Raw genomic sequence first — 21,718 nt, forward strand, 5'->3', positions numbered from 1 at the left:
GTAAATATAAAAATTTATTGTTATTTTATTAATTGATGAAATAAATAATCTTATATTAATTCCTAGCATTGAATAATATATACCCCCTAATAATTTTATATTCTTAATAATACAAATTTAGTCTGCATATATTCCAATGATTATAATATTATATGTCTTATTAGAATTTATATAAAAATAAATAATATAACAGATGTTCCAATAGAAATACTCCACATAAGAAAAGTGGCATATCGGAATAATAACTATGAAATATTTAGACCCATCTAGTCTATTATAATATTTTACAGTTACAACAACCATTAAAGTGTAAAATTTATCATTATTTTATAACAGTAGTCTAAATTTTAAAATATTACCCTAGCACCAAGGTTGAATCCAAATCCAAAACTATTATCAGATATAGCATTTTGGAAATTCAGACTACCATTCAAATAGAATCTGCCTAAGCCAAGCTCTCCTCCGCCAGTAACAAATACAGAACTTTGTAAATTTGCCTTTGCATAACTAACATATAGAATATTTTGAGAACCAATAGCACCCAAATCACTTCCATTATTAGTTATTCCAGATTGTGTGGTGGCATGCCCACTCTCATTTAAATTATTTTTTAATAACACCACATCTTGCTTAAACTGACCAGATATAAATATATAACTCTGATTAGCCCAATATTTCCTTCCCTCAACCCCAATAATAGCTCCAAAGCCATGCCTTACATTATTGTGGGTATTGACTAAAAAATTGCTAGCAGTTTTACCATCATGGTTAATATTACTAGATTGCAAGACATAATAATTAAACCCTAAGAATGGCTTAAGTATATAACCTTTACTTAGGTTAAAAGCATATCCATAACTAGCACTTCCTTCAATATTTAATACATTATAGCCATATCGTTGTCCAAATAGATTTAGCAATGGCATATTTGGCACTCCAGATCTTAATTCCTCATTAACAAAGCCAAATGATGAATTAATAGTTACATCAATCTCATTATTTCCAATAAATGTCCTGCTATATAATCCAGCAAAGATATTATTAGAATTGTTAGATACAAAGTTATTATACCCGCCCTTAAAAACTCCATAACCATAGCCGCCATAGCCGCCAATAGCGGTGCGAATAGACTTGATATAGTAATCATACCCAGCGTTAAATCCATATAACTGCGAGTTACCAGATGATGAAAAATTGAGATTACCTAAGGCATTAATCCATATATTATTTGGATACTCCTCTCTTTTGTTAAAATTAGCAACCAAATCACTAAGGCTTTCAAACCATACAGATTCCATAGGACTAATTGGCTCAAGATTCATACTATGCTCCCTAGCCGTCCTAAGCTTTGGCTTTGCATCACTCGGCTTTGCATCACTCTGCTCTGCTTCACTAAGAAAATCACCACCTAACTCACCATCATATTTAGCAGAAACGATAAAGTTTTGTGCAAGGCTATTTTGATTCATAATAGCTATTCCAGAATCATTTTTTTCAGACATAAAACCATTATATGAGCTTAACTTATCACTAGAGCTATTAGCAGAATTATAGTTATTCATTGAAAGCTTTTTTCGCTTCTTAATCATTTGTGCAACTTCTATAGCTTGCTTTAGATTCCTCTGATATGCTTCGAATGCCAACACTTCTTGATTCTTAATGGGTGAGCCAACTCCATGCAAGGCTGATATTTTTGTTAACCGATTAACCTTTGAGCTTTCCATAGCCATAGATAGAATATTTATTGAAGAGCTCTTGCTAGATAAATCTGATATATGCTTAAATGTAGAATCAATAGTTCTAGCAACCTCTAGGAAGTAGTTTAGATTCCTAGATGAAGACAATGTTTGATCTATATTAAGTAAAAAAAGCACGGCAGAGTTATCATTATAGAATAGATTTTTTAGTATATCGTAGCTATTTGCGGTCTCACTCTTAATAGCATTTATCCATGAGTTATTACCTCCAGCCTCCATATATAACACACAGTCAAATGCACTAGAGCCTTTTGCACATAGAGGTTTTTCTTGACCGCCTTCTTTGAAGTTAGAAATATCTCTTCGCAACACACGAAATCCAATCATATTCTCTGTGGCAACACGTTCAACCTGCAAATATTTACTATCTATGCTAGCACCATTATATGACACAGAGAAAGCACTCTTCATTCTCTCTTGTGCATAGTTATAGCCTCTTTCCGCCTCGCTAGCATTTGCATTGGCAAAACCACAGTAATCATTATTGCACTCTTTTTGTTTATCAGATTGACTTAGCTTATGAATATAGTTACCTTCGTTATCAATATCTCCTATTCCATTCCACAGCTTACTACCATCTTTATCATTAACCAATGCCTTATCCATATCCCAAGGATTATTGGCATTATTTGTAGTATAGTAAGTTTCTTGGACTGTTTGTCCATTAGCCCCAGTTGTTTGGCAATTATTGTTTATACAGGTATTTCCATTATTTTTGCTAGTAGAGATTGTATAATTATTGTTAGACTTATTAAATGTAGTTGTATAATCTCCTTGCGTAAAAACATAGTTTATAGTGCCACTTGTTAGTGTAATTAGCCTATATGTATTAGCATCGCTATCTGCAGCAACTGGCTTACCATCTGCACCCATAGTAGCTAGCTTGAGATTTTGTAGGCTTTTCATATCCAATATATCTGCTCTAAATGCTCCTGGAGTGCCCATAGACACATCAAGCGTAGCATTTCCAATAATTCCTAAATTACCAAACTTTACATCAGTTGCATTTTTGTCTTTTGTATTTGCTTGGAGGCGAAATATGAGTTCTCCCTTATTTACAAAGTTTCCTTGCATAATAATTTCTGAATTGGCACCAATGTCTATTTTATTGTAATTATCTAGATTTCCCTCCAAAGTTAGCAATGCTGTGCTTTTACCTGTATAGTGTGCACCAGAATCAAGCAATATAGTCCCATAATTGCCCAGGGTGCCTTTCTTTAGTGCTGTTTGCTCTATTAGCAATGTCCCGTTATTTTCTACTTGATCTTTACCATTGATTATCTCATCGTGAGTTTTTATATCTGGGAGTAACAAGTAGTGCTTATTGTCGCTTGTAGTAATATATGTTCCACTAGCATTTTCATAATCACTTTGTGATGTGCTACCACCTGTCGTATTACCAAGTTTATCTTTGCCTTCTTGTATTATATTCCTTAGTTCCTCCTTGCTCATGAGCAACACTTCATTAGATCTAGCTCCAACTTTTAGATATTTGCTAAAGTCTTGATTAACATCTGTATTATTAGCATTAAGAACAATTTCTAATCGCCCAGAATGAATACTTCCATTTTTCAAATGTAATAGAGAATTTACATTCATAGCATTACCTGTAATCTTAGCATCATTTGTTACATTAAATATTCCAAAGCCTGTTTGACCATTTTTCACAGTAATACTATTAAAGATTCCATTTTTCATATAGAAATCTGCCTGTGTGATATTTAGAGTATTGACATTGGTATTATCAATATTTTGCATGCGAGTAAATGAAGTTGCTCTAGCATCTATTAAATTAAAATTCAATATACTTCCTCCACCAGTAAAGCGAATGTCAGAACCATCGGCAAAATTGCTTGTACCTAAATCCATTTGCAATGAGTTTATAAAGCTTTTGCCTATGTTAACACTTACCACAGAATAAGAATTGCTCTTAGATACAGAGAAGTTATTCAAATGAAAGTTAGAAGCTTTAAATGTCCCTGTTCGGATATTAAAATTATCAATAAATACATCGCCTGTTATTTTGCTTAAATCTAGCGTAGAATCACTTCCTGCAGTTGGCAGGGCATAGGCTTTTATGGCTCCTCCATAGAAGTTTTGTCCCTCTGCTATTAAGAAATTTCCAGCTCTAATCCCCTGCTCACTATCATTTCCGCCTAACACACTTTTTACGATAACATCGCCATTATCAGCCTTAAGTGTTACCATTCCACCACAACCATTAGTAATACAAATATCTTGTACGAAAGTTAGATTCTCCACTTTGATATTACCATCAGTGCTAGTAGCAGTCATATAATTAGCTGCTCTACCTGAAAGATTCTTGATATTAATATCATCTTTAGCAGTTAAATCTATATGCCCTATACTACCAATTACATCAGAACCAAAGCCAATATTATCAGCATTTATTGCCCCCTTAGCATTTGCTCTTATTGTATTTAGACTCCCAGAGCTAGCACTTCCTATATTGATATTATTGCCTTTTAACTCTATTAAGCCCTGCGAACCAAAAATGCCATTAGTAGCAAAGCTCATGTTTTTGACTTCTAAGTCTGCATTTTGGGAATCTATTATTATCTGACTGCCACCTGTATAATTCCTATGGGCTATATTATCTATTGTTGTGCTTACATTGGTAGTTAGTCTTGATGCAAAGCCCTTACCAAAGAAAAAGAACGGATTGGTAATAGTTTTGATATTAATTGAATTACCGTTACTGCTGCTGATAGTAAGATTTCTATCACCATTGCCAAATACTGTGCCAGGTCCTACAAACTCAAGCGTATCAATGTTTACATTATTAGCATTAATAGAATTATTTACATCAGTTAGCTTAACAGTATTAGCACTAAAATCTTGACCATTATTCCCTAATGCTGCCCTAAAACTCCTAAATGACCTAGCATTAGGAGTAGGTTTTATCCGTCCATTAACAATATCGCCAGAAATATTCATAGATAGGCTATTTCTATTGCTTGTATTAATAACCAATCTTCCCCCGGTCATATTTATAGAGCTAGAACTATCTATATTTACATTGGCTCTACTATTACCTATTGTTAATGTCCCGCCATTAATTTGCAACTGAGTATTGCTAATATTTACTACAGAAGTATTACTACTATTAGTTCCAATTTGCATGCCACCACCATTGACATTTTCTATATTTAACCTTGAACCAACTATATATATGTTTCTACCATTTAGCGTTGTGGTGTGATTTTGCAATCCAGCCCTGCGAACAGTAATTGCTGCCTGATTAACATTTAAATCACCTGTAGCTCTAAAGCTAAGATTTGTTCCTCCACCTGTGCGAAATGAATTTCCCGTATTAATATTGCCTGTTAGATAAACTTCCTTAGCAGAAAATGAAGCAGTGATAAATCCTAGAATTCCGCCGCTACCAAATGTGTGTTCTGAGTTACTTTTTGGATTCTTGGTATTATTTCCAATAATCAATGTTCCATTATTGTAATTTTGAGAAAATCTAGCTCCAAACGAAGAATATGTAGTCATATTCCCTCTACTATAAAACGTATCATTTGAGTTATTTGTATTATTTCGCAGATTATATATATTATTTTGTATATCCTGTGCAGCATATACAATTCCAGAGCAAAGCGATATAGAGAATATTCCAAATGCAGACATTCCCATAATATAAGATATATGCTTAGTAAATTTAAGTCTAAAATTTGTTATGCTAGGAACCTCAAAACTTTTGAATTCCTTGACCAAAATATCAGACCCCCCCACAGGCAACTTTCTTAACCTAACACTATAGATATTAGGCTTCATATTTATTTTTATGTTATATCTCTTATTACACATATCAACCCTCCTTGATAATGCTAAGCAGAACAACGCTAACGTAACAAAAAAATTGAATTTACATAATTTTATACATAAATCCCTTCAACAATTCTACTATAAAGAAATTCATTATTACCAAAAAATTTCATTTCGTTGTTGCTTTGACTTCTTAATTTATTATTGTGAACCTGCATTAATTAAGGTAAAGAATCATTTTTGATTGAATCAATGCAAATATTTCGACATGTTTATAGACATGACAAATAAGATAGAATATATATATAACTATACGAATGAATAGGAATCTTTAGGGGGTATAAATATAGTTTTAGCTTATTTTTAGGGTTGAGTGTGTAAAATGCGGATTTGTTTTAGAGCCAAAACTTGAAGGATAATGTATGACTATAGAAATGGGTGATTTAAAGAAAGGCTTAAAAATTGAGATAGATGGCATTCCTTATAGAATTGTTGAATATCAACATGTAAAGCCTGGTAAGGGTCCAGCGTTTGTTAGAGTCAAGATTAAGAGCTTTTTAGATGGGAAGGTGATAGATAAGACTTTTCATGCTGGAGACAAATGCGAAACTCCGAATATTGTAGAAAAAAGCATGCAATATCTCTATCATGATGGCGACTTATATCAGTTTATGGATAGCGAGACTTACGAACAAGTGGGGTTAGATTCCAATCAAGTTGGAGAAAGTGCAAAGTGGTTGCTTGAGAGCATGTATGTAAGCGTTTTATTATATAACGAAAAAGCTATTTCTGTAAATGTGCCACAAATAGTAGAACTAAAGATTATAGACACATCGCCTAACTTCAAGGGCGATACATCTAGTGCAGGAAAGAAACCAGCCAAATTAGAGACAGGTGCTGTTGTGTCAGTCCCCTTTCATATATTAGAGGGGGAAACAATTCGTATCAATACCGAAACAGGCGATTACATAGAAAAGGTAAAGTGATATTATGCAAATCTCTTCTACAAAATATTTAGCAAAGGCTATTAATTATGTAGATGTCGATTTTAAGATAGATTCCAACTCTTTGATTGCGACAAATCAATTTAACGCAATAAGCCATAACACAAAGTGCAATAGAGAATTCTATAAAAATTATCTACATTCAAATAACAAAAAAATGCTAAATGTAGATAATTTCACAAATGATTCTATATTGGGAAATTGCTATAGGAAAATTGCGAAGAAGAATGGTAAATATAACCTTTTAAAAAATATTGGTAGTAATGATATAAATCATAATGGCAAATATTACAAAAACATGACAGAAAATAATCAAAAAAAATCAAACTCTATTCATACAAATAACACAGATAAAGATACAATCAAACATGAAAGCATACAAACTAGGATTAATTGTGATTTCTTTGTGCGTATAGTCTTAGCTGGACTTGAAATAATCAAGTTATTACGAGTGCAAGATTCACTGTTACATGAGCCATTTGGAATTGGTGCTGGTGGTGATTGCAGTAGTGGGGCAGATTTATTAGCAGAGGCTGTATTTAGGAAGTTTTTACTACCAAAATATAATTTAGATTCTGAAGAGAGTGGTATTTTAGAATCTGATATTAAGTCCTCTTATACTATTGTGCTAGATCCTCTTGATGGAAGCAGTAACTTCCAATCAAATATACCCTACTATGGAGCTAGCCTAGCCCTATGTGATGAAAGTGGAAAAGTATGTGAAGCATGCGTGATTAACTATGTATCGCGTGAAATTTCATATATTAACGACTCTTTGCTAACTACTACTAATATCCCATGTGTATTTACGCTAGATTCTGTTGGACTTTATATTCCCTTTACGCTTTTAGAATCAAGTCCAAAATATTTTACATCAAACAGCGGATTACCATACCAACCAATAGATTTTTCACAATTATTTAATAGTAGAACTTGTGGGGACTTTGCTGCAAACCCGCATATAGCCATCAAACTAATATGCGATACCATAGTAGAAACAAAGAAGTATTTACCAGAATTTAATGATGAATTTATGTATAAGTTATTTCAACATAAGGTAATTGAACGCAAGTTTGAACCAAACTATTCTGCTTCCTCGCTTAAATGTGGAATATTTGAAAAAGCTAGCCATTTCCCAGAATGGGTAACTATCTTATTGCAATATAAATTAAAATTTCGTTCACTTGGCGCAACAGCCCTTAGCCTAGGATTTAGCTTTAGATACTTATTTGTATTGCTGCCTACATCAGTGCGTAAATATGACGGAATGGCTGGATTCTATCTCGCACAAAACCAATATATAAAAGGAAATGTTGGTAAGTATCTACAAGCAATTCCTAGTATGAAAAGGAACATAAATGACAAAGAACATATCATAATTAGTGTAAATCCCCAAATTGTAGACATACTATGTCAAATAACGTCACGTCATCAAAAGGAATAAAATGGGTTTTTCAGATTTTTTAAAAAATTTTAAGCGAGAAGATTCAAGATTAAAAAAAGATAATACAACACATTGGACAAAATGCCCATCTTGTGCAGCACTAATATACAACAAAGAGATATTAGAAAACTCACATGTATGTTCAAAATGCTCATATCATTTTAGGATTAGTGCACTAGATAGATTAAAGCTACTTTGTGATGAGGACTCATTTATAGAGTATGACATGGACTTAGAACCAAACGACCCCTTAGGATTTGTAGATAAGAAAAGCTATACGAAACGAATCCAAGAAGGTGTAACAAAAACTAAACGAAAGAGTGCTGTAATCTCTGGGGAAGCTTCAATTCATGACATAGAAGTTCAGTTAGTGGTATTTGACTTCTCATTTATGGGTGGTAGCCTTGGCAGTGTTGAGGGAGAGCGTATTGTTAGAGCAATCAATCGTGCAACAGAGAAGAAACAAGCCCTAATTATAGTATCCACTAGCGGTGGAGCAAGAATGCAAGAATCAACCTACTCCCTTATGCAAATGGCAAAAACTTCTGCAGCACTTAATAAACTATCAGAACTAAAACTTCCATATATATCAGTTTTAACAGATCCCACATTTGGAGGAGTATCGGCATCTTTTGCATTCCTAGGAGACATCATTATAGCAGAACCGGGTGCTATAGTTGGATTTGCGGGGGCAAGAGTAATCAAACAAACTATTAGGACAGATTTGCCCGAGGGATTCCAGACTGCAGAATTTTTACTTGAGCATGGATTAATTGATATGATTGTTTCGCGCAAAGATCTAAAACAAACGCTAAGCGATTTAATAAAGTTACTATCTCCATATGAAAATACTTATCTACTTAATTCATAAAGAAGAGAAAATGTCAGAAGATATAAACCGTTACCTAAAGATATGTAAACAATTTGGTGTAGATATTGTAATCTCACATATATTTAATAAGGAAATTCAGCAGGCACAAAAATATGACTCATCAAAAAAATCAAAATCAAATAAGCAAGGACAGGATAATATAGCTTCAAAGATAGCTTATAGCAAAGCTTTAGAATCCTATATTGATTCTCAAAGCATTTTATTAGATGAAGGAGGGAAGCTATATGACTCATTTGGTTTTGCTGAACTAATTAGCAAATTAATATCTTCTCAAGGAAATTTGCATAGAAACAATAAAAACTTGCATAATTATGGAATAAAGTTTTTCATAGCTGGAGCCTTTGGATTCCACTCATCTCTTTTAGCAAAATACCATACAATAAGTTTAAGTCCAATGACATTTAGCCATAAGATAGCTAAGCTTGTATTGTTAGAGCAGATTTATCGCTCATTAAGCATAATAAATAACCACCCATATCATAAATAAAGAAGGATAACAATGAGAGATGAAGATATATTAGAACTTAAATATATGCTTGAAAATAGGTTAAAATATTTGGATAGTGTAAGTATAGCATTAGAAAAAAACCTCAAGGAAATGGCATCATTAAAGTTAAATGAAAATACAGATATAATTTCTATACAGTCGCAATTACGTTTTGATGATTCCATGCTCGAGAGACATCAAAGAGAGATTAATGAAATAATATATTCTTTATCAAAATTTGAAGCAAATGAATATGGAATATGTGAAATGTGCGAAGATGAAATAGGCATCGAAAGATTATATGCTAAACCCCATGCTAAATATTGCATCAGTTGTCGAGAAGTATATGAAAAGAAAGAAAAACAAAAGGAAAAATCATGAAAACTAGATATTTTTTAGTTGCTATAATCCTATATATCGCTGTTGTAATTGGATATATATTCTATGTAACACAAGATTATTATACTCTTACTAATGAGATTTTAATTCACTTCTCTTTTACATTACCAATTGCTGCTTGGTTTGCAATGGCTTTGGGTGGAGTGGTAATAATTGTGCTTATGTATGTTATACTTAATTGGTTTGTTTGCACATATAAAAAATTCATAATAAATCGAGATTTAAATAAAATTACTTCACAGATTATAGAACTAGCATTAGGTGAATCTCCAAAGCAAAGGACATTTACAACTAATGATATTAAACAAATTTCTGCTATGCTAGATAGATTCTATCTTGTTCCAAATCTAGAATCATCAGACACAAAAAATCAAAAGTTAGATTCAATATTCAACGAACTTAAGCAAATATCAAACGGATCAGAATCAAAATATATAAAGCTAAATGTTAGAAATCCATTATATTTACAAAGTCTAAGAAACTTTATGGGTGATGATCCTCAAAAATCTTTAGAAGTTCTTATGATGAACATTCAAGATAAATCAGCTATGGAAACTAATATAAGTATACAAGATGTATATGATTTAGCATGGGATAATATTTTAAAAAGCAAAAATGCAAAGATTATTAAAAAAGCATTACAGCTTAATAGTGCTCATATATCTTCTGATATTATAAAAAAGATTTGCTTACTTAGAATCCAAGACAAAAATGCATTGCTTCCCGAAGAAATTATTAATATTTGTAAAATGGCGAATCTTAATGAAAGAGAATACTTAGACATTGTAATCTCGCTTTGCCATTATGTAAATTCAAACAATATTTCTTTCTGGCTTGACATTTTTGATAAGTTATCAAAGGAAGTTGAGAGAAGTGTATTTGCATACTTCTATTTCCTACTTGAAGTTGGTAAAACTAATGAAGCTATGGATTTAAAAAAGCAATATCCAAAAAATGATTATTTATCTGTCTCAGCTTTTATAGCTCTAAGAGATAAAGGTTATCCTTTACTTGTATTCTTTGATCCACTATTATATAGAGCAAATAAACCCGAATCTAATCTACATCACAATCGAAACGCATTAAGAGTTGATTATGAAGTTTCAAACAAATAAGCTAACATAACCTAACCACATGATAAATCTTCTTTTGTTTCTTACGGGATTACTTCTAGATACCGATATTAATTCTAATATGATGAATGGTTTTGAAGCATATGGAGATCTCATGCAATTTTTCTGCGCTTTTTTGACATTTTTCCTATTTGTTAATAAAGATTACCTAGCTAGTGCTCAAATGATACTTGGCATGTGCATAGCACTAGGCATAATGTATACTTCTAAATTGTTTTTTATCTACTTATCCAACCATGATCATATAGAGCTAGCAAGAATATCTCAAAGACCAAACAACGGATCATTTGATGGATTTCCTAGCGGGCATTCAACAGGGAGCTTCCTTGCAGCAGGATTTATATGCAAGAAATATGGTTTTAAGATAGGTATATTTGCTATTATCATAGCTGCTTTAGTCGCTATATCACGCGTATATGCAGGTAAACACACTGTAATACAAGTCATTTGTGGATCAATACTTGGCTTCTTTGTAACCTATGCGCTAACTGATTCTAAGATATTTGCAAAATATCTTAGATAGACAAAAAAACCAAACAAACAACCTATGAGTAAATGAATGCAGCTAACAAAAAATATCAGAAAATAAGAATACATACGATATAAAAACGTCTTAATGAAGTATAAAAATATTTTTATAATATATTTGGACTAATACTATGACAAGTTATATAACATGCCATAGTAAAAAATCATATCATAGAGTTATATAGATAGAAAATTACTTGATAGTAGCTAAAGCTTTACTGTAATCTGGCTCATTAGTAATCTCATCACAAATTTCTTGATACACTATCTTACCTTCTGGATTAACTACTATAACAGCTCTAGTAAGCAATCCTTGTAAAGGTCCATCTTGCAATAACAAACCATAAATCTTACCAAATAATTTATCCCTGAAATCGCTTAACACTATCATATCATTGATTCCATCAGAACCGCAAAATCTACCAAGCGCAAAAGGTAGATCTACAGAAATAGAATAAACCTTTGTATTAGCTAGCTTACTAGCTTTCTCATTAAAAACTCTTGTTTGGACTTGACATACTCCTGTATCAATACTAGGCATGACGCTAATAACTTGATATGAACCATTTGAGCCACCAACTGTTTTTTCACTTAAGTCATTAGCTACAAGAGTTATAATTGGTGCATCTTGCCCAACATCTAGGGATTTTCCATATAGTTTTACCTGTGTTCCTTTAAAAGTAGGCATATTATTCCTTTTATAATATAAAGTCTTTGCTTAGTTTTTATAACATAGCTATTAAATTATAGCAAAAAAAAGAATTATCAAGCACCATATCAATTAGGACTGTATAACAAAATCCCCAAAAGCAACACCCCTTACTTGCCCAGCTGTTAAGATTGCATTTACATTTGCTACAATAAAGTCTGCTAGCTCTTTTTTACCCGATGAACTCTGCAAGGTAGAAGCCTCAAATCCACTCACAGCTAAAATAATAATATGCCTAATAATATCTTCTTTAGCTGACATTTCGGCTTGTAATTTAGATTCATCGAAGTATAAAGTTACCTTGAACTTTATAAATCCTCCTGACTTAATATCATCAGGTGTCGCGGACTTTAAATTAGAAATAATATCTTTTTCTATTGGATAATTAAATTTAGCTGTTTTATAAACATTATAATATGAACTCATATCATCTGCGCCTATAGCCATATGGATAAATCCAAGTAGCAAAAAAACCTCAACTAACTTACTAATACTTCCTCTTGACAACATTAATCTATCCTCTTCAGTCTTAATTTTAATTCATACCTAACACAGAATTTCACATTCAAATTAGCATTATATTGCTACACACTTAAATAAGAAATCATACAATCATAGTTGGTTTAAGGCTGAATAAGAAAATCGGGAAAAACCACAGCTTCTATTCTGCCATCAACAAGAATTCCATTGAGACTACTTCTAATTTGGTTTGCTAGAGTGATCCTGCCCTGCTGCCCTTGTAAATCAGCGGCAGTAAACTTGGATACCTCGTCCATTATAACTTGGGATATAACAGCTTGCTTATCTCCAATTTCCTTAGCCATACTCTTGTCAGATGGTATAAAGCTTACATTAAGCTTAACAAATCCGCCTCTAGTCGAAGTTTGATCAGGAGACTTAAGATTCACAATTAATTCTTTTTCTAACGGAATTATTGCTGATGGATTTCTATATGCTTCATTTTGCGCTAATGCTTGTTGATCTTCTGTTAAATTATGTATTGGCATGCTTTTACTATCACCATGCCCTCCATGATCATCTTCATCACCGCCACCAAATATTAACCAACCTGCTACACCGCCTATTAATAATATAAATACAACAGCACCTATTATAATAAACAATGTTGCCTTGCTTTTCTTTGGCTCGGCTGCTGGCTTTTCTTCTTCTGCCATATTTGCTCCTTAAATTTAATGTTTAAAATAAATCAAAGTAGTTTTACCAAACTTAGAAATCTTAGAAATATGAAAATTAGCTATATTCTCATAAATGGGATAATTACTCATTAATTCTATAATTAATATATGGATTTTGTGTAAAAAGGCATTGCTAAATGTTTGCATAAAAAATAAAATATTATCATACACATTGCTACTATCATGGGTATTAGATGGAAAAGGCGGATCTAAATACATAACTATATGCTCAGATAAATTACTTAAATCTTCCAAAATACTAGATGAATCAAAAAAATCAATAGAATAAGATTCTATTTGTTGCCCAGATTGTAATGATAATGTAGATTGTGATTTTAATATCTTCATGTCATTTTTGTGATTTGTGCTAGCATTCTCTCTACACCTAAATAATCTAAGATTTTCTTGAAGATTATTATATGCTATTAAATCTTTCTCAAAAAATATAGCTTTCTTAGCACCTCTTGATATAGCCTCAAAGCCCATTTGCCCACTTCCAGCAAAACACTCAATAAATATACAATTTGGAATTATATCCTGCATAGAATCAAAAAATGATTTTTTCACTAATGCTTTTGTGGGTCGTGTTGTTATGTTAGAGTGCATATAAAGCCGCTTACCTTTATATCTCCCACCCGTAATATTGAAAGAGGACTTAGACTCTTTTTTGTGTTGTTTGTTTATCATCTCTATTGAACTAGAACACATAAATAATCTCTTGGCTGTGGTTTAACTCGGCATTATAGCCAAAAATTACAAAATTATAGTATAATCCAGGCTTTATTGCCTAGGCAATACAATTCATAATTAAGGTTTCTTATGCAAAGATTGGAGCTAATGGGGCATGTTGTAGCTGGTTATCCTGATATGAAAACTTGCTTATGCGCTGGTACAGGTATTTGTAGCGGAGGTGCAAATTTTCTTGAAGTTCAGTTTCCATTCTCTGATGGCAATGCAGATGGCAGCATAATTCAACAAGCTAGCGATTACAGCATTAAACACAATTTCGAGCCCAAAAATGGTTTTATGATTATTAGGACATTGGTAAAAAATACGGCAAAGAATATTCTAGCTATGACTTATGCCAATATTGTATTTCAATACGGCATATATGAGTTTGTAAAAGAACTAAAAGAATGTGGTGCTTATGGGCTTATTGTTCCAGATTTTTGTTTTAATCAAGATGATTTTGGACTCCGAGAAGCTTGCCTGCAAGAGGAAATTCACTTTATTGAAATAATCACACCAATTACTCCCGCTAAGAGAATAAGAAGCATAGCAAGATATACTAATGCTCCATTTGTATATGCTGTAGCAAGGAACGGAATCACAGGTGATAAAACTAAAATTAGTCAAAATGTGCTTGATTATATAAAAGAGGCAAATGAAATTTGTGAACAAGAATCAAAACATATCATGCTAGGATTCGGTATTAATGATTCAAATCAATTGCGTATACTAGATGGTAAAATATATGGTGTAGTAGCTGGGAGCTACTTTCTCAACATTATCAATGAAAATAAAGATTCTAATGATTTAGTGGCAGTTATGAAAGAAGCAACGCGTAAATTACTAGATTATTAGAATCCAAAATAAACAATATCAAACATTATTATAAGGAAATACCATGAAATTCGAACCCAAATTTAACACCGGATTTGAAACAAATGCTATTCACATTGACGAAAAGCCAAATATATATGGACATATCAGTGCTGATGTAGTTACACCAATACATCTAAGTAGCACCTTTGCAAAACCAGACTATGAAAGCACATGTCTTGGGTATAGCTACTCAAGATTATCGAATCCAACTAGAGAAGTTATGGAATCAAAACTAGGAAGTCTAGAAAACGCAAAGCATACAATATGCTATGCTAGTGGTCAGGCTGCTGAAGTAGCAGTTATATTAAGCTTCTTAAAGGCAGGCGATGGAATCTTGTGCTTTGATGACATCTATGGAGGAACTAGGAGGCTCCTATCTCAAGTATTTGATAGCTTTGGAATCACAACTCATTTCGTTGATATGAGAGATATAAGCTCTCTAGAAAAACACTACAATCCATCAATAAAAATGATATTGGCAGAGACTCCAACTAATCCATTTCTTACATTATGCGATATGCAGGCTTTAGCAGATTTCGCTAAAAAACGCAATATTATAAGTGTCATTGATAATACTTTTGCTACCCCATATATACAAAAGCCGCTAGATTTAGGCATTGATATTGTTGTGCATAGTATGACAAAATATATTAATGGACATAGTGATAGCATTGCTGGGGCAGTGTGTTTAAATGAAGATTCTTTATATGAAAAGCTACGTTTTGTAAGTAACTCAACAGGTATGGTGTTATCCCCTATGGATTCCTATCTAAATATTCGCGGAATAAAGACATTAGCATTACGTATGCAAAAGCATTGTGATAATGCATTAGAGATTGCTAAATTCTTAGAATCACATGACAAAGTAGAAAAAGTTTTATATCCGGGATTAACAAGTTTTCCACAACATGAACTAGCTAAAAAGCAAATGAAAAATGGCTTTGGTGGCGTAGTGGCTGTATATATTAAGGCTAATTATGATGAGATGAAAATATTTGCTAAGAATCTTGAATTATTTAATCTTGCAGAAAGTCTAGGTGGAGTAGAAAGTCTATATGGAGCACCATACTTTATGAGTCATGGTAGCGTTGATGTTGAAATTAAAAAACAGATGAATATAACTAAAAATCTATTACGCTTAAGCGTTGGACTTGAGAATGTAGAAGATTTGAAAAAGGCACTTGATAACGCTCTAAGATCGATTTAGATTCTATTATCAAGTAAATTAAGGAATCAAAAACTTGAGAATAATAGCACTAATCTCTATTTGTATTTCAATAGTTGCTTTGATGTGTGCATGTAGTAGGAAAGATGTAATCTCTCTTGGAACAATGGATTACTACAAGCCACTTAAATCATCTAAGTTGCGCGATATTCCAAATAAACCAATAAACGAAATAGCCAGAATTTGCAATAACTATTCAATATTCACAAAAAATAAAATCTATGAAACTATGACATTAGAAAATCTATTGAAAAAAGCTATAATGGAATCAAACAAAGAGGTTTTTCATAATGTAGCAATTTGGCAAAAAAGCTGGAATATCATGTATTTATTTGGGCAAAAATGCCTTATACTAGGAGAAATTAAAAGCTTAGTAACAGAAGAAACAAATAGGCTAGATAGTGACTATACAGAGTGAAGCTATGCAAATAAGAATCATAAATCCAAGAATTAGCATAAATATTATTTCCTTAAGAATCTCAACAGCAAAAAATTCAAATCCACAAACAAAATATATAAAAATCCATAATAGATTGAATTTTAGTTTTATTTGGCATTATTTAATATTTATGTTATACATAGCAATTTGTGTTGGTTGTTACCAACCAGTGGCTACATTCGAAAGCATAGGTCTAAGAAGTGATAGTAAGCTTATAACTAATAACAATATTAAAAAAGAAAAATCTAATTTAGACCATAATAAAGACATAAAAATAACATTATCAGATAGGCAAAATAAAGATGGAAATGAACAATCTAGCAAAAACCCTGCTACACAAACAAAGACAGAGTTAAACCAACAATATCCATTCATATTCTATAAAGAATGCAATAAAAGCGGATTTATATGGCTATATGAATGCCAAAGGTTAGGAATCGAATCAATTTATGATGCTTTCAAATTAGAAATACCACAAACTAAATATCTACATAATATTACGATGTTTTATCATGTTAAAGAATCTTTCATTCGATATGAGGTGCTACATAATGGTCAAAATACAAATCAATAAAAAATCCAAATATAACAAATTAAATATAGAAGTTAAAAGTATCTTTAGAATTATCATAGTGTTATTTGTTGTAATATGTAACTTGGGTTTTGATGCCAAATTCAAAAATGACAACAGTGAAGAATCAATCAAGGAAGCAATCAAAACAGCAGTTGATGATGCAGTAGAATTTTCTCTTAAAATTAAAAAACGCGCAAATGAAATGAGTGAAGACGTAAGAAAAAATTTCATTAGCGAAATAAAAGCTAGATATAAGGAAAACACCAAGAATATAAGCTTAGATAAGCTTAAGAAATATGAGCAAGAAACACTCAAAGCGTTAAAAAATAAGATAGACAACATGAGCGATTCTGCAAAACAAGAATATGGAATTACAAAGGAATGGCTAGAAAAGCTATACAAAGAGGTTATAGATTAGAAATTATAATGTATTGCATATTACATATATAAAGTATTTAAATTGCCTTGTATAGCTTTGTTTTTTCATTTGAGCTAGATAATCTTATAGTGGATTCTAGACTTATCATATCAGAAATAAGTAAGAAGTCTTATCACCATTTAAATTACAAGCAATTAAATTTTTATTTGTGCTACTTTAAAATACACTTTATTAGATAGGACAGATTCTAATATGCTTAATGGTTGATTAATAATCTTACTATCTCTTGCATTGCATATCTTTAAGCAAAAATCTCAAACTTCTATTTCATTGGCAAAAAATTTCACATTTATATGGCTTTGCGTTCAATAGTGTATATATGTAAAGCTTATAAATAATAATCCAAATCAATTTTAAACTCGCTTATAGCACTTTGTTTAAAGGTGTATAGGATTCCTTAAATAAAAACTACAGAATACTACTTACACATAATTAACTACTTATAAGCTGCATAAACTCTGCTCTAGTGCGAGAATCTCTCTTAAAAAGTCCACGCACAGCAGAAGTAACCACTCGCGCTTTCTGTTTCTGAACACCGCGCATAGCCATGCACAAATGAAGTGCTTCACACACGACCATTGTTCCCTTTGGGTTTAATGTCTGCATTATCGTATCTGCAATCTGGGTTGTTAGATTCTCTTGTATCTGCAATCTTCTAGCAAAAATCTCAACAAGCTCTGCTATATTAGATATACCAACTAAGCGTTTATCAGGTATATATCCAACAGAAATCTCTCCAAAAAATGGCAATAGATGATGCTCACACATAGAATAAAATTCTATATTTTTCACAATCACCATTTCATCACAAGCACCATCGCTAAATACCGAGTCTAGAACCTCGCTTGGATTTCTTTCATAACCCTTATATAAAAAGCTATTTAGCTCTAATATACGTTTAGCACTATTTGATAACCCCTCGCGATTTGGATTCTCATTAATATGTCTAAATAGAGAATATAAATATTGCGATGTGATTTTTTCCATATCTGTATCATTTTGGCACATATTTAGAATCCTCATATAAATGAAACTTTAATATGATTTTACTATGTTCTTTGAATTATAGAAATGTATTTATCAAGTAATTTGTAAGCTAGGCTAATTTAGTAAAGTTTTTTATAATGTGTAGTAAAATGCTAAGAGAATTTTCTAATAAGGAGTCAAATTGAGATTAAGTGTAGTATTTGGTGGCATTAGCTATGAGCATGAGATTAGCATTGTAAGTGCTATAGCACTATATCAAAAACTAAAAACAAAGATTGAATATTATATTTTCTTAGATTATAACCACAATTTCTATCTTATTGAGTCAAGCAACATGAAATCAAAATATTTTAGTTCAGGCGATTACACAAAATCACAACAAATCGATATTGGCAAAAATGGATTCTACACTAAAGGCATACTAGGCAAGAGAAAACTACTAGATATTGGTGTGCTACTTAATCTTATACATGGAGCAGACGGAGAAGACGGTGTGCTAGCCGGGTTATTTGAATTTTATGATATTCCATTTATTGGACCACGTATTGAGGCTAGCACTATAAGCTACAATAAACATCTAACAAAGTTATATGCAAATAGAATAGGCATAGCAACACTGCCTTTTATCTTACATAGAATGAGTGAAAATCTTCCCAATATTCAAGACTTTCCTGTAATAGTAAAGCCTGCACGATTGGGAAGCTCTATTGGTATTACCGTAGTGCAAGATAGAAATAATTTAGAATATGCCCTAGATGTTGCATATGAATTTGATGATGAATTAATTATTGAAACATTTATTAGCGGAATCAAAGAATATAATATTGCTGGAGCAAAAATTGATAATGAATTTATACTATCTATTATCGAAGAGCCAAGTAAAAAAGATCTACTAGATTTCAATGACAAATATTTAGACTTTTCACGCACGCAAAAGATAGTAAGCGCACAAATTTCACCTAGTATTGAGCATGATATAAAAAGTGCTTTTAAAAAGATTTACTCACATGTATTTGAAGGTGCATTAATTCGCTGCGATTTCTTTATGCATAACGATAAACTTTATTTAAATGAAATAAATCCAGTGCCAGGCAGTATGGCAAACTATCTCTTCGAGGATTTTTGGTCAGTCATAGAAAAATTATGCTTAGGGCTACCGACTAAGAAGAAAATTATCAACAACTATCAATATATCGATAGGATTCATCACGCAAAGGGAAAATAGACAAATTATAATAAAATAATATAGTCCTACAAACAACTCTTATATTAATTATAAGACTAATTACTATAATTGTGTAAAATATAAAATGCACAGTTATTTACTCTCATTACCAGTAAAAGCTAAATTTATATCGCATATTTGATTGATTATGAGAAATGTAAAAAAAATTTAGATAGAATGAAACTATTATTAACTCATAGCAATATAAATACAAAGGAAAGATAATGGGTAAAAATCAAGCAATAGCATCAACCATAGAGGAAACAATAAATATACAATTAATACAAGAAGAAATAAAAGAACACATCGAAGTTGGGAAAAAGGCATTAGAAGTTTTAGCACCCTCACTACAAGAAAGTGCTCTTGCAATAACTAATGCACTTATAAGGGGAAATAAGATTCTTATCTGCGGTAATGGCGGTAGCGCAGCAGACAGTCAACATTTTGCCGCCGAGCTAACAGGTCGCTACAAGAGGGAAAGAGCAGGTTTATCAGCCATAGCCTTAAGTACGGATACTTCAGCAATCACTGCTATCGGAAATGACTATGGATATGATTTTGTCTTTAGCAGACAAGTCGAAGCCCTAGCAAAAGAGGGAGATATATTGGTTGGAATATCAACAAGCGGAAACTCCAAGAATATCACAAATGCACTAGAAGTAGCAAATAAGCTAAGCTGCATTACAATAGCACTAAGTGGAAAAGATGGAGGTGTAATTAAGAGTCTATGCGATCATAATATAATAGCACCAAGCAATGACACTCCTAGGATACAAGAAATACATATACTTTGCATTCATATCCTTTGTGAGCTAATAGAAAAAAGTATTACAACCCTAGAGCAAAACTCCAAATAACAATATTAAACAATATTCAAATAAGTGGTCTATATCTATAATAGCTGCAAGATAGTTAGTAAAACTCAAGCAGGCAAAATTAAAGATTGTTAGTAAGGTATACATTATTAACATATCAATTATTAACACATTGGATATTTGAATAAGCAAAGCAATAAACTTAAAATTATAAAACTTTCTTTGTTATTCTAAACGAAACAAAGAACCTAAATCCCCCCCCCCCCCATTCTAATCGATATTTTTTCATTATCAAGTGCCTTACTGAATGATAAAAAGGATGGGTGTAACATACTCTATAAATTCCTAAGAAATCTATATTTTCCATATTTATAAATTCATGACAGATATTAAAAACAAAAAGTAAATTGCCCACTAGCTTTTTAAATTAGCTAGTCTTCTTATTTCAGAGACATATAGCTAGTTAAGTCTGTTTCTATATCTTGATATTCTACTTGTATCGCAGTTGCAGCTATCTCTATAAGCGTAACTTTAGGTAATTCATACAATAGAATCTAGTTTTACCTTATTTGGTAGGTAATGCGGATTATCATATAGGGTAAAATTCCCATTTGTTAAAGCAAGCAATGAATAAAATAAACCTAATATAAGAGCTTTATCCTAATTGTGTGGAGTTTAGACATTTTAGAAAAAGCCTATGATGCAATATATTGCCTTGCTTTTGTTGTATTGGCATGGGTTATTATATATTGTGGTATAGCTTTTAATATAAGCTTTGCAAACTACTTGACATAATGATTATCTTTTAGTGAAAAACAAATAGCTTGAACTTAAAAACCACAATAAAATGAGACTATATGCACAATAACTAAAGTTTAAAAATGCCTTAAAATTTCACAGATGTATAAAGTTACCCTTTTCATCATAGATAAATAGCTCTTTTGTATTGTTGATATTAGCTCTAGCAAGCACTTTGTCATAGTTAAATGCTTCTATGCAGCCATACCATACACCCCCATGCATTATTCCTTTTTTATTAACCGTTTTTATTAGACTAGGCGAGAGCTT

21 protein-coding genes are annotated in these 21,718 nt (G+C 31.9%); 14 read left to right on the forward strand and 7 right to left on the reverse strand.

What is annotated here, in order from left to right; translation table 11 throughout:
• Nucleotides 1-347: 347 nt before the first annotated feature.
• Nucleotides 348-5,591 carry a vacuolating cytotoxin domain-containing protein gene (locus tag LS73_RS05875; protein WP_034557943.1) on the reverse strand — a complete coding sequence of 1,748 codons (5,244 nt, stop codon included), beginning with the start codon at nucleotides 5,589-5,591 and terminating at the stop codon, nucleotides 348-350.
• 380 nt (nucleotides 5,592-5,971) lie between these two features.
• On the opposite strand from LS73_RS05875, the gene efp reads away from it, so the two are divergent.
• The 7 genes from efp (at nucleotide 5,972) to LS73_RS05910 (ending at nucleotide 11,431) form a co-directional block, all read left to right on the forward strand.
• Entirely contained in the window at nucleotides 5,972-6,535 is a 564-nt protein-coding gene (efp, locus tag LS73_RS05880; RefSeq protein WP_104692152.1) for an elongation factor P, read from the forward strand.
• A 4-nt stretch (nucleotides 6,536-6,539) separates the two neighbouring features.
• Nucleotides 6,540-7,997 carry an inositol monophosphatase family protein gene (locus LS73_RS05885; protein WP_233708834.1) on the forward strand — a complete coding sequence of 486 codons (1,458 nt, stop codon included), beginning with the start codon at nucleotides 6,540-6,542 and terminating at the stop codon, nucleotides 7,995-7,997.
• A 1-nt stretch (nucleotide 7,998) separates the two neighbouring features.
• On the forward strand, nucleotides 7,999-8,868 hold the full coding sequence (accD, locus tag LS73_RS05890; protein ID WP_034557942.1) for an acetyl-CoA carboxylase, carboxyltransferase subunit beta: 870 nt from the start codon (nucleotides 7,999-8,001) through the stop codon (nucleotides 8,866-8,868).
• Nucleotides 8,869-8,878: 10 nt separating this feature from the next.
• Complete coding sequence (locus LS73_RS05895; protein WP_052089684.1) at nucleotides 8,879-9,376, forward strand: 23S rRNA (pseudouridine(1915)-N(3))-methyltransferase RlmH; 498 nt, start codon at nucleotides 8,879-8,881, stop codon at nucleotides 9,374-9,376.
• 12 nt (nucleotides 9,377-9,388) lie between these two features.
• Nucleotides 9,389-9,757: a TraR/DksA C4-type zinc finger protein gene (locus tag LS73_RS05900; protein WP_034557939.1), complete on the forward strand. Its 369-nt coding sequence runs from the start codon at nucleotides 9,389-9,391 to the stop codon at nucleotides 9,755-9,757.
• Complete coding sequence (locus LS73_RS05905; RefSeq protein WP_034557938.1) at nucleotides 9,754-10,890, forward strand: ubiquitin family protein; 1,137 nt, start codon at nucleotides 9,754-9,756, stop codon at nucleotides 10,888-10,890. Before LS73_RS05900 ends, LS73_RS05905 begins: the two co-directional genes overlap by 4 nt.
• A 112-nt stretch (nucleotides 10,891-11,002) precedes the next feature.
• Entirely contained in the window at nucleotides 11,003-11,431 is a 429-nt protein-coding gene (locus tag LS73_RS05910) for a phosphatase PAP2 family protein (protein WP_052089600.1), read from the forward strand.
• A 198-nt stretch (nucleotides 11,432-11,629) separates the two neighbouring features.
• On the opposite strand, the gene tpx is transcribed toward LS73_RS05910, so the two are convergent.
• The 4 genes from tpx to LS73_RS05930 all read right to left on the reverse strand — a co-directional run bounded on the left by tpx (nucleotide 11,630) and on the right by LS73_RS05930 (nucleotide 14,049).
• Nucleotides 11,630-12,124, reverse strand: a complete 495-nt coding sequence (tpx, locus tag LS73_RS05915) for a thiol peroxidase (RefSeq protein ID WP_034557937.1) — start codon at nucleotides 12,122-12,124, stop codon at nucleotides 11,630-11,632.
• Between the two features lie 93 nt (nucleotides 12,125-12,217).
• Complete coding sequence (locus tag LS73_RS05920) at nucleotides 12,218-12,655, reverse strand: flagellar basal body-associated FliL family protein (protein WP_034557935.1); 438 nt, start codon at nucleotides 12,653-12,655, stop codon at nucleotides 12,218-12,220.
• A 113-nt stretch (nucleotides 12,656-12,768) separates the two neighbouring features.
• Complete coding sequence (locus LS73_RS05925) at nucleotides 12,769-13,320, reverse strand: flagellar basal body-associated FliL family protein (protein ID WP_034557934.1); 552 nt, start codon at nucleotides 13,318-13,320, stop codon at nucleotides 12,769-12,771.
• 15 nt (nucleotides 13,321-13,335) lie between these two features.
• A complete protein-coding gene (locus LS73_RS05930) occupies nucleotides 13,336-14,049 on the reverse strand; it encodes an RsmD family RNA methyltransferase (protein WP_081955560.1) in 714 nt (237 codons plus the stop codon).
• A gap of 111 nt (nucleotides 14,050-14,160) precedes the next feature.
• Between LS73_RS05930 and trpA the strand changes: the two genes are divergently transcribed.
• Genes trpA through LS73_RS05955 form a run of 5 tightly spaced genes read left to right on the forward strand, consistent with a single transcriptional unit; the run spans nucleotide 14,161 to nucleotide 17,602 of the window.
• Nucleotides 14,161-14,925 (forward strand): tryptophan synthase subunit alpha, encoded by a 765-nt coding sequence (gene trpA / locus LS73_RS05935; RefSeq protein WP_104692151.1) that lies wholly within the window; start codon nucleotides 14,161-14,163, stop codon nucleotides 14,923-14,925.
• A 43-nt stretch (nucleotides 14,926-14,968) separates the two neighbouring features.
• Complete coding sequence (locus tag LS73_RS05940; protein ID WP_034556802.1) at nucleotides 14,969-16,153, forward strand: trans-sulfuration enzyme family protein; 1,185 nt, start codon at nucleotides 14,969-14,971, stop codon at nucleotides 16,151-16,153.
• Between the two features lie 34 nt (nucleotides 16,154-16,187).
• A complete protein-coding gene (locus LS73_RS05945) occupies nucleotides 16,188-16,589 on the forward strand; it encodes a hypothetical protein (RefSeq protein ID WP_052089456.1) in 402 nt (133 codons plus the stop codon).
• A complete protein-coding gene (locus LS73_RS05950) occupies nucleotides 16,573-17,184 on the forward strand; it encodes a hypothetical protein (protein ID WP_052089455.1) in 612 nt (203 codons plus the stop codon). Before LS73_RS05945 ends, LS73_RS05950 begins: the two co-directional genes overlap by 17 nt.
• Nucleotides 17,162-17,602: a DUF1104 domain-containing protein gene (locus LS73_RS05955; protein ID WP_034556800.1), complete on the forward strand. Its 441-nt coding sequence runs from the start codon at nucleotides 17,162-17,164 to the stop codon at nucleotides 17,600-17,602. The genes LS73_RS05950 and LS73_RS05955 overlap by 23 nt, the downstream gene beginning before the upstream one ends.
• A gap of 453 nt (nucleotides 17,603-18,055) precedes the next feature.
• Here the strand turns inward: LS73_RS05955 and folE are convergent, their stop codons facing one another.
• Nucleotides 18,056-18,610, reverse strand: a complete 555-nt coding sequence (gene folE, locus LS73_RS05960; protein WP_034557376.1) for a GTP cyclohydrolase I FolE — start codon at nucleotides 18,608-18,610, stop codon at nucleotides 18,056-18,058.
• Nucleotides 18,611-18,791: 181 nt separating this feature from the next.
• Here folE and LS73_RS05965 point away from each other — a divergent pair, with 181 nt between their 5' ends.
• Together LS73_RS05965 and gmhA are read left to right on the forward strand one after the other, a co-directional pair.
• Complete coding sequence (locus LS73_RS05965; RefSeq protein WP_034556799.1) at nucleotides 18,792-19,835, forward strand: D-alanine--D-alanine ligase; 1,044 nt, start codon at nucleotides 18,792-18,794, stop codon at nucleotides 19,833-19,835.
• Between the two features lie 224 nt (nucleotides 19,836-20,059).
• Nucleotides 20,060-20,692 carry a D-sedoheptulose 7-phosphate isomerase gene (gene gmhA / locus LS73_RS05970; RefSeq protein ID WP_081955484.1) on the forward strand — a complete coding sequence of 211 codons (633 nt, stop codon included), beginning with the start codon at nucleotides 20,060-20,062 and terminating at the stop codon, nucleotides 20,690-20,692.
• 852 nt (nucleotides 20,693-21,544) lie between these two features.
• On the opposite strand, the gene LS73_RS10620 is transcribed toward gmhA, so the two are convergent.
• Entirely contained in the window at nucleotides 21,545-21,700 is a 156-nt protein-coding gene (locus tag LS73_RS10620) for a Mu transposase C-terminal domain-containing protein (protein ID WP_412917695.1), read from the reverse strand.
• Nucleotides 21,701-21,718 lie beyond the last annotated feature (18 nt).

This window comes from Helicobacter muridarum, from assembly GCF_000765805.2.
Classification (GTDB): domain Bacteria; phylum Campylobacterota; class Campylobacteria; order Campylobacterales; family Helicobacteraceae; genus Helicobacter_A; species Helicobacter_A muridarum.

Coding starts and splice junctions, on each gene's coding strand:
- LS73_RS05875 (WP_034557943.1), bottom strand. CDS start 5,591: ATGTGTAATAAGAGATATAACATAAAAATAAATATGAAGCCTAATATC.
- efp (WP_104692152.1), top strand. CDS start 5,972: ATGACTATAGAAATGGGTGATTTAAAGAAAGGCTTAAAAATTGAGATA.
- LS73_RS05885 (WP_233708834.1), top strand. CDS start 6,540: ATGCAAATCTCTTCTACAAAATATTTAGCAAAGGCTATTAATTATGTA.
- accD (WP_034557942.1), top strand. CDS start 7,999: ATGGGTTTTTCAGATTTTTTAAAAAATTTTAAGCGAGAAGATTCAAGA.
- LS73_RS05895 (WP_052089684.1), top strand. CDS start 8,879: ATGTCAGAAGATATAAACCGTTACCTAAAGATATGTAAACAATTTGGT.
- LS73_RS05900 (WP_034557939.1), top strand. CDS start 9,389: ATGAGAGATGAAGATATATTAGAACTTAAATATATGCTTGAAAATAGG.
- LS73_RS05905 (WP_034557938.1), top strand. CDS start 9,754: ATGAAAACTAGATATTTTTTAGTTGCTATAATCCTATATATCGCTGTT.
- LS73_RS05910 (WP_052089600.1), top strand. CDS start 11,003: ATGCAATTTTTCTGCGCTTTTTTGACATTTTTCCTATTTGTTAATAAA.
- tpx (WP_034557937.1), bottom strand. CDS start 12,124: ATGCCTACTTTTAAAGGAACACAGGTAAAACTATATGGAAAATCCCTA.
- LS73_RS05920 (WP_034557935.1), bottom strand. CDS start 12,655: ATGTTGTCAAGAGGAAGTATTAGTAAGTTAGTTGAGGTTTTTTTGCTA.
- LS73_RS05925 (WP_034557934.1), bottom strand. CDS start 13,320: ATGGCAGAAGAAGAAAAGCCAGCAGCCGAGCCAAAGAAAAGCAAGGCA.
- LS73_RS05930 (WP_081955560.1), bottom strand. CDS start 14,049: ATGTGTTCTAGTTCAATAGAGATGATAAACAAACAACACAAAAAAGAG.
- trpA (WP_104692151.1), top strand. CDS start 14,161: ATGCAAAGATTGGAGCTAATGGGGCATGTTGTAGCTGGTTATCCTGAT.
- LS73_RS05940 (WP_034556802.1), top strand. CDS start 14,969: ATGAAATTCGAACCCAAATTTAACACCGGATTTGAAACAAATGCTATT.
- LS73_RS05955 (WP_034556800.1), top strand. CDS start 17,162: ATGGTCAAAATACAAATCAATAAAAAATCCAAATATAACAAATTAAAT.
- folE (WP_034557376.1), bottom strand. CDS start 18,610: ATGGAAAAAATCACATCGCAATATTTATATTCTCTATTTAGACATATT.
- gmhA (WP_081955484.1), top strand. CDS start 20,060: ATGGGTAAAAATCAAGCAATAGCATCAACCATAGAGGAAACAATAAAT.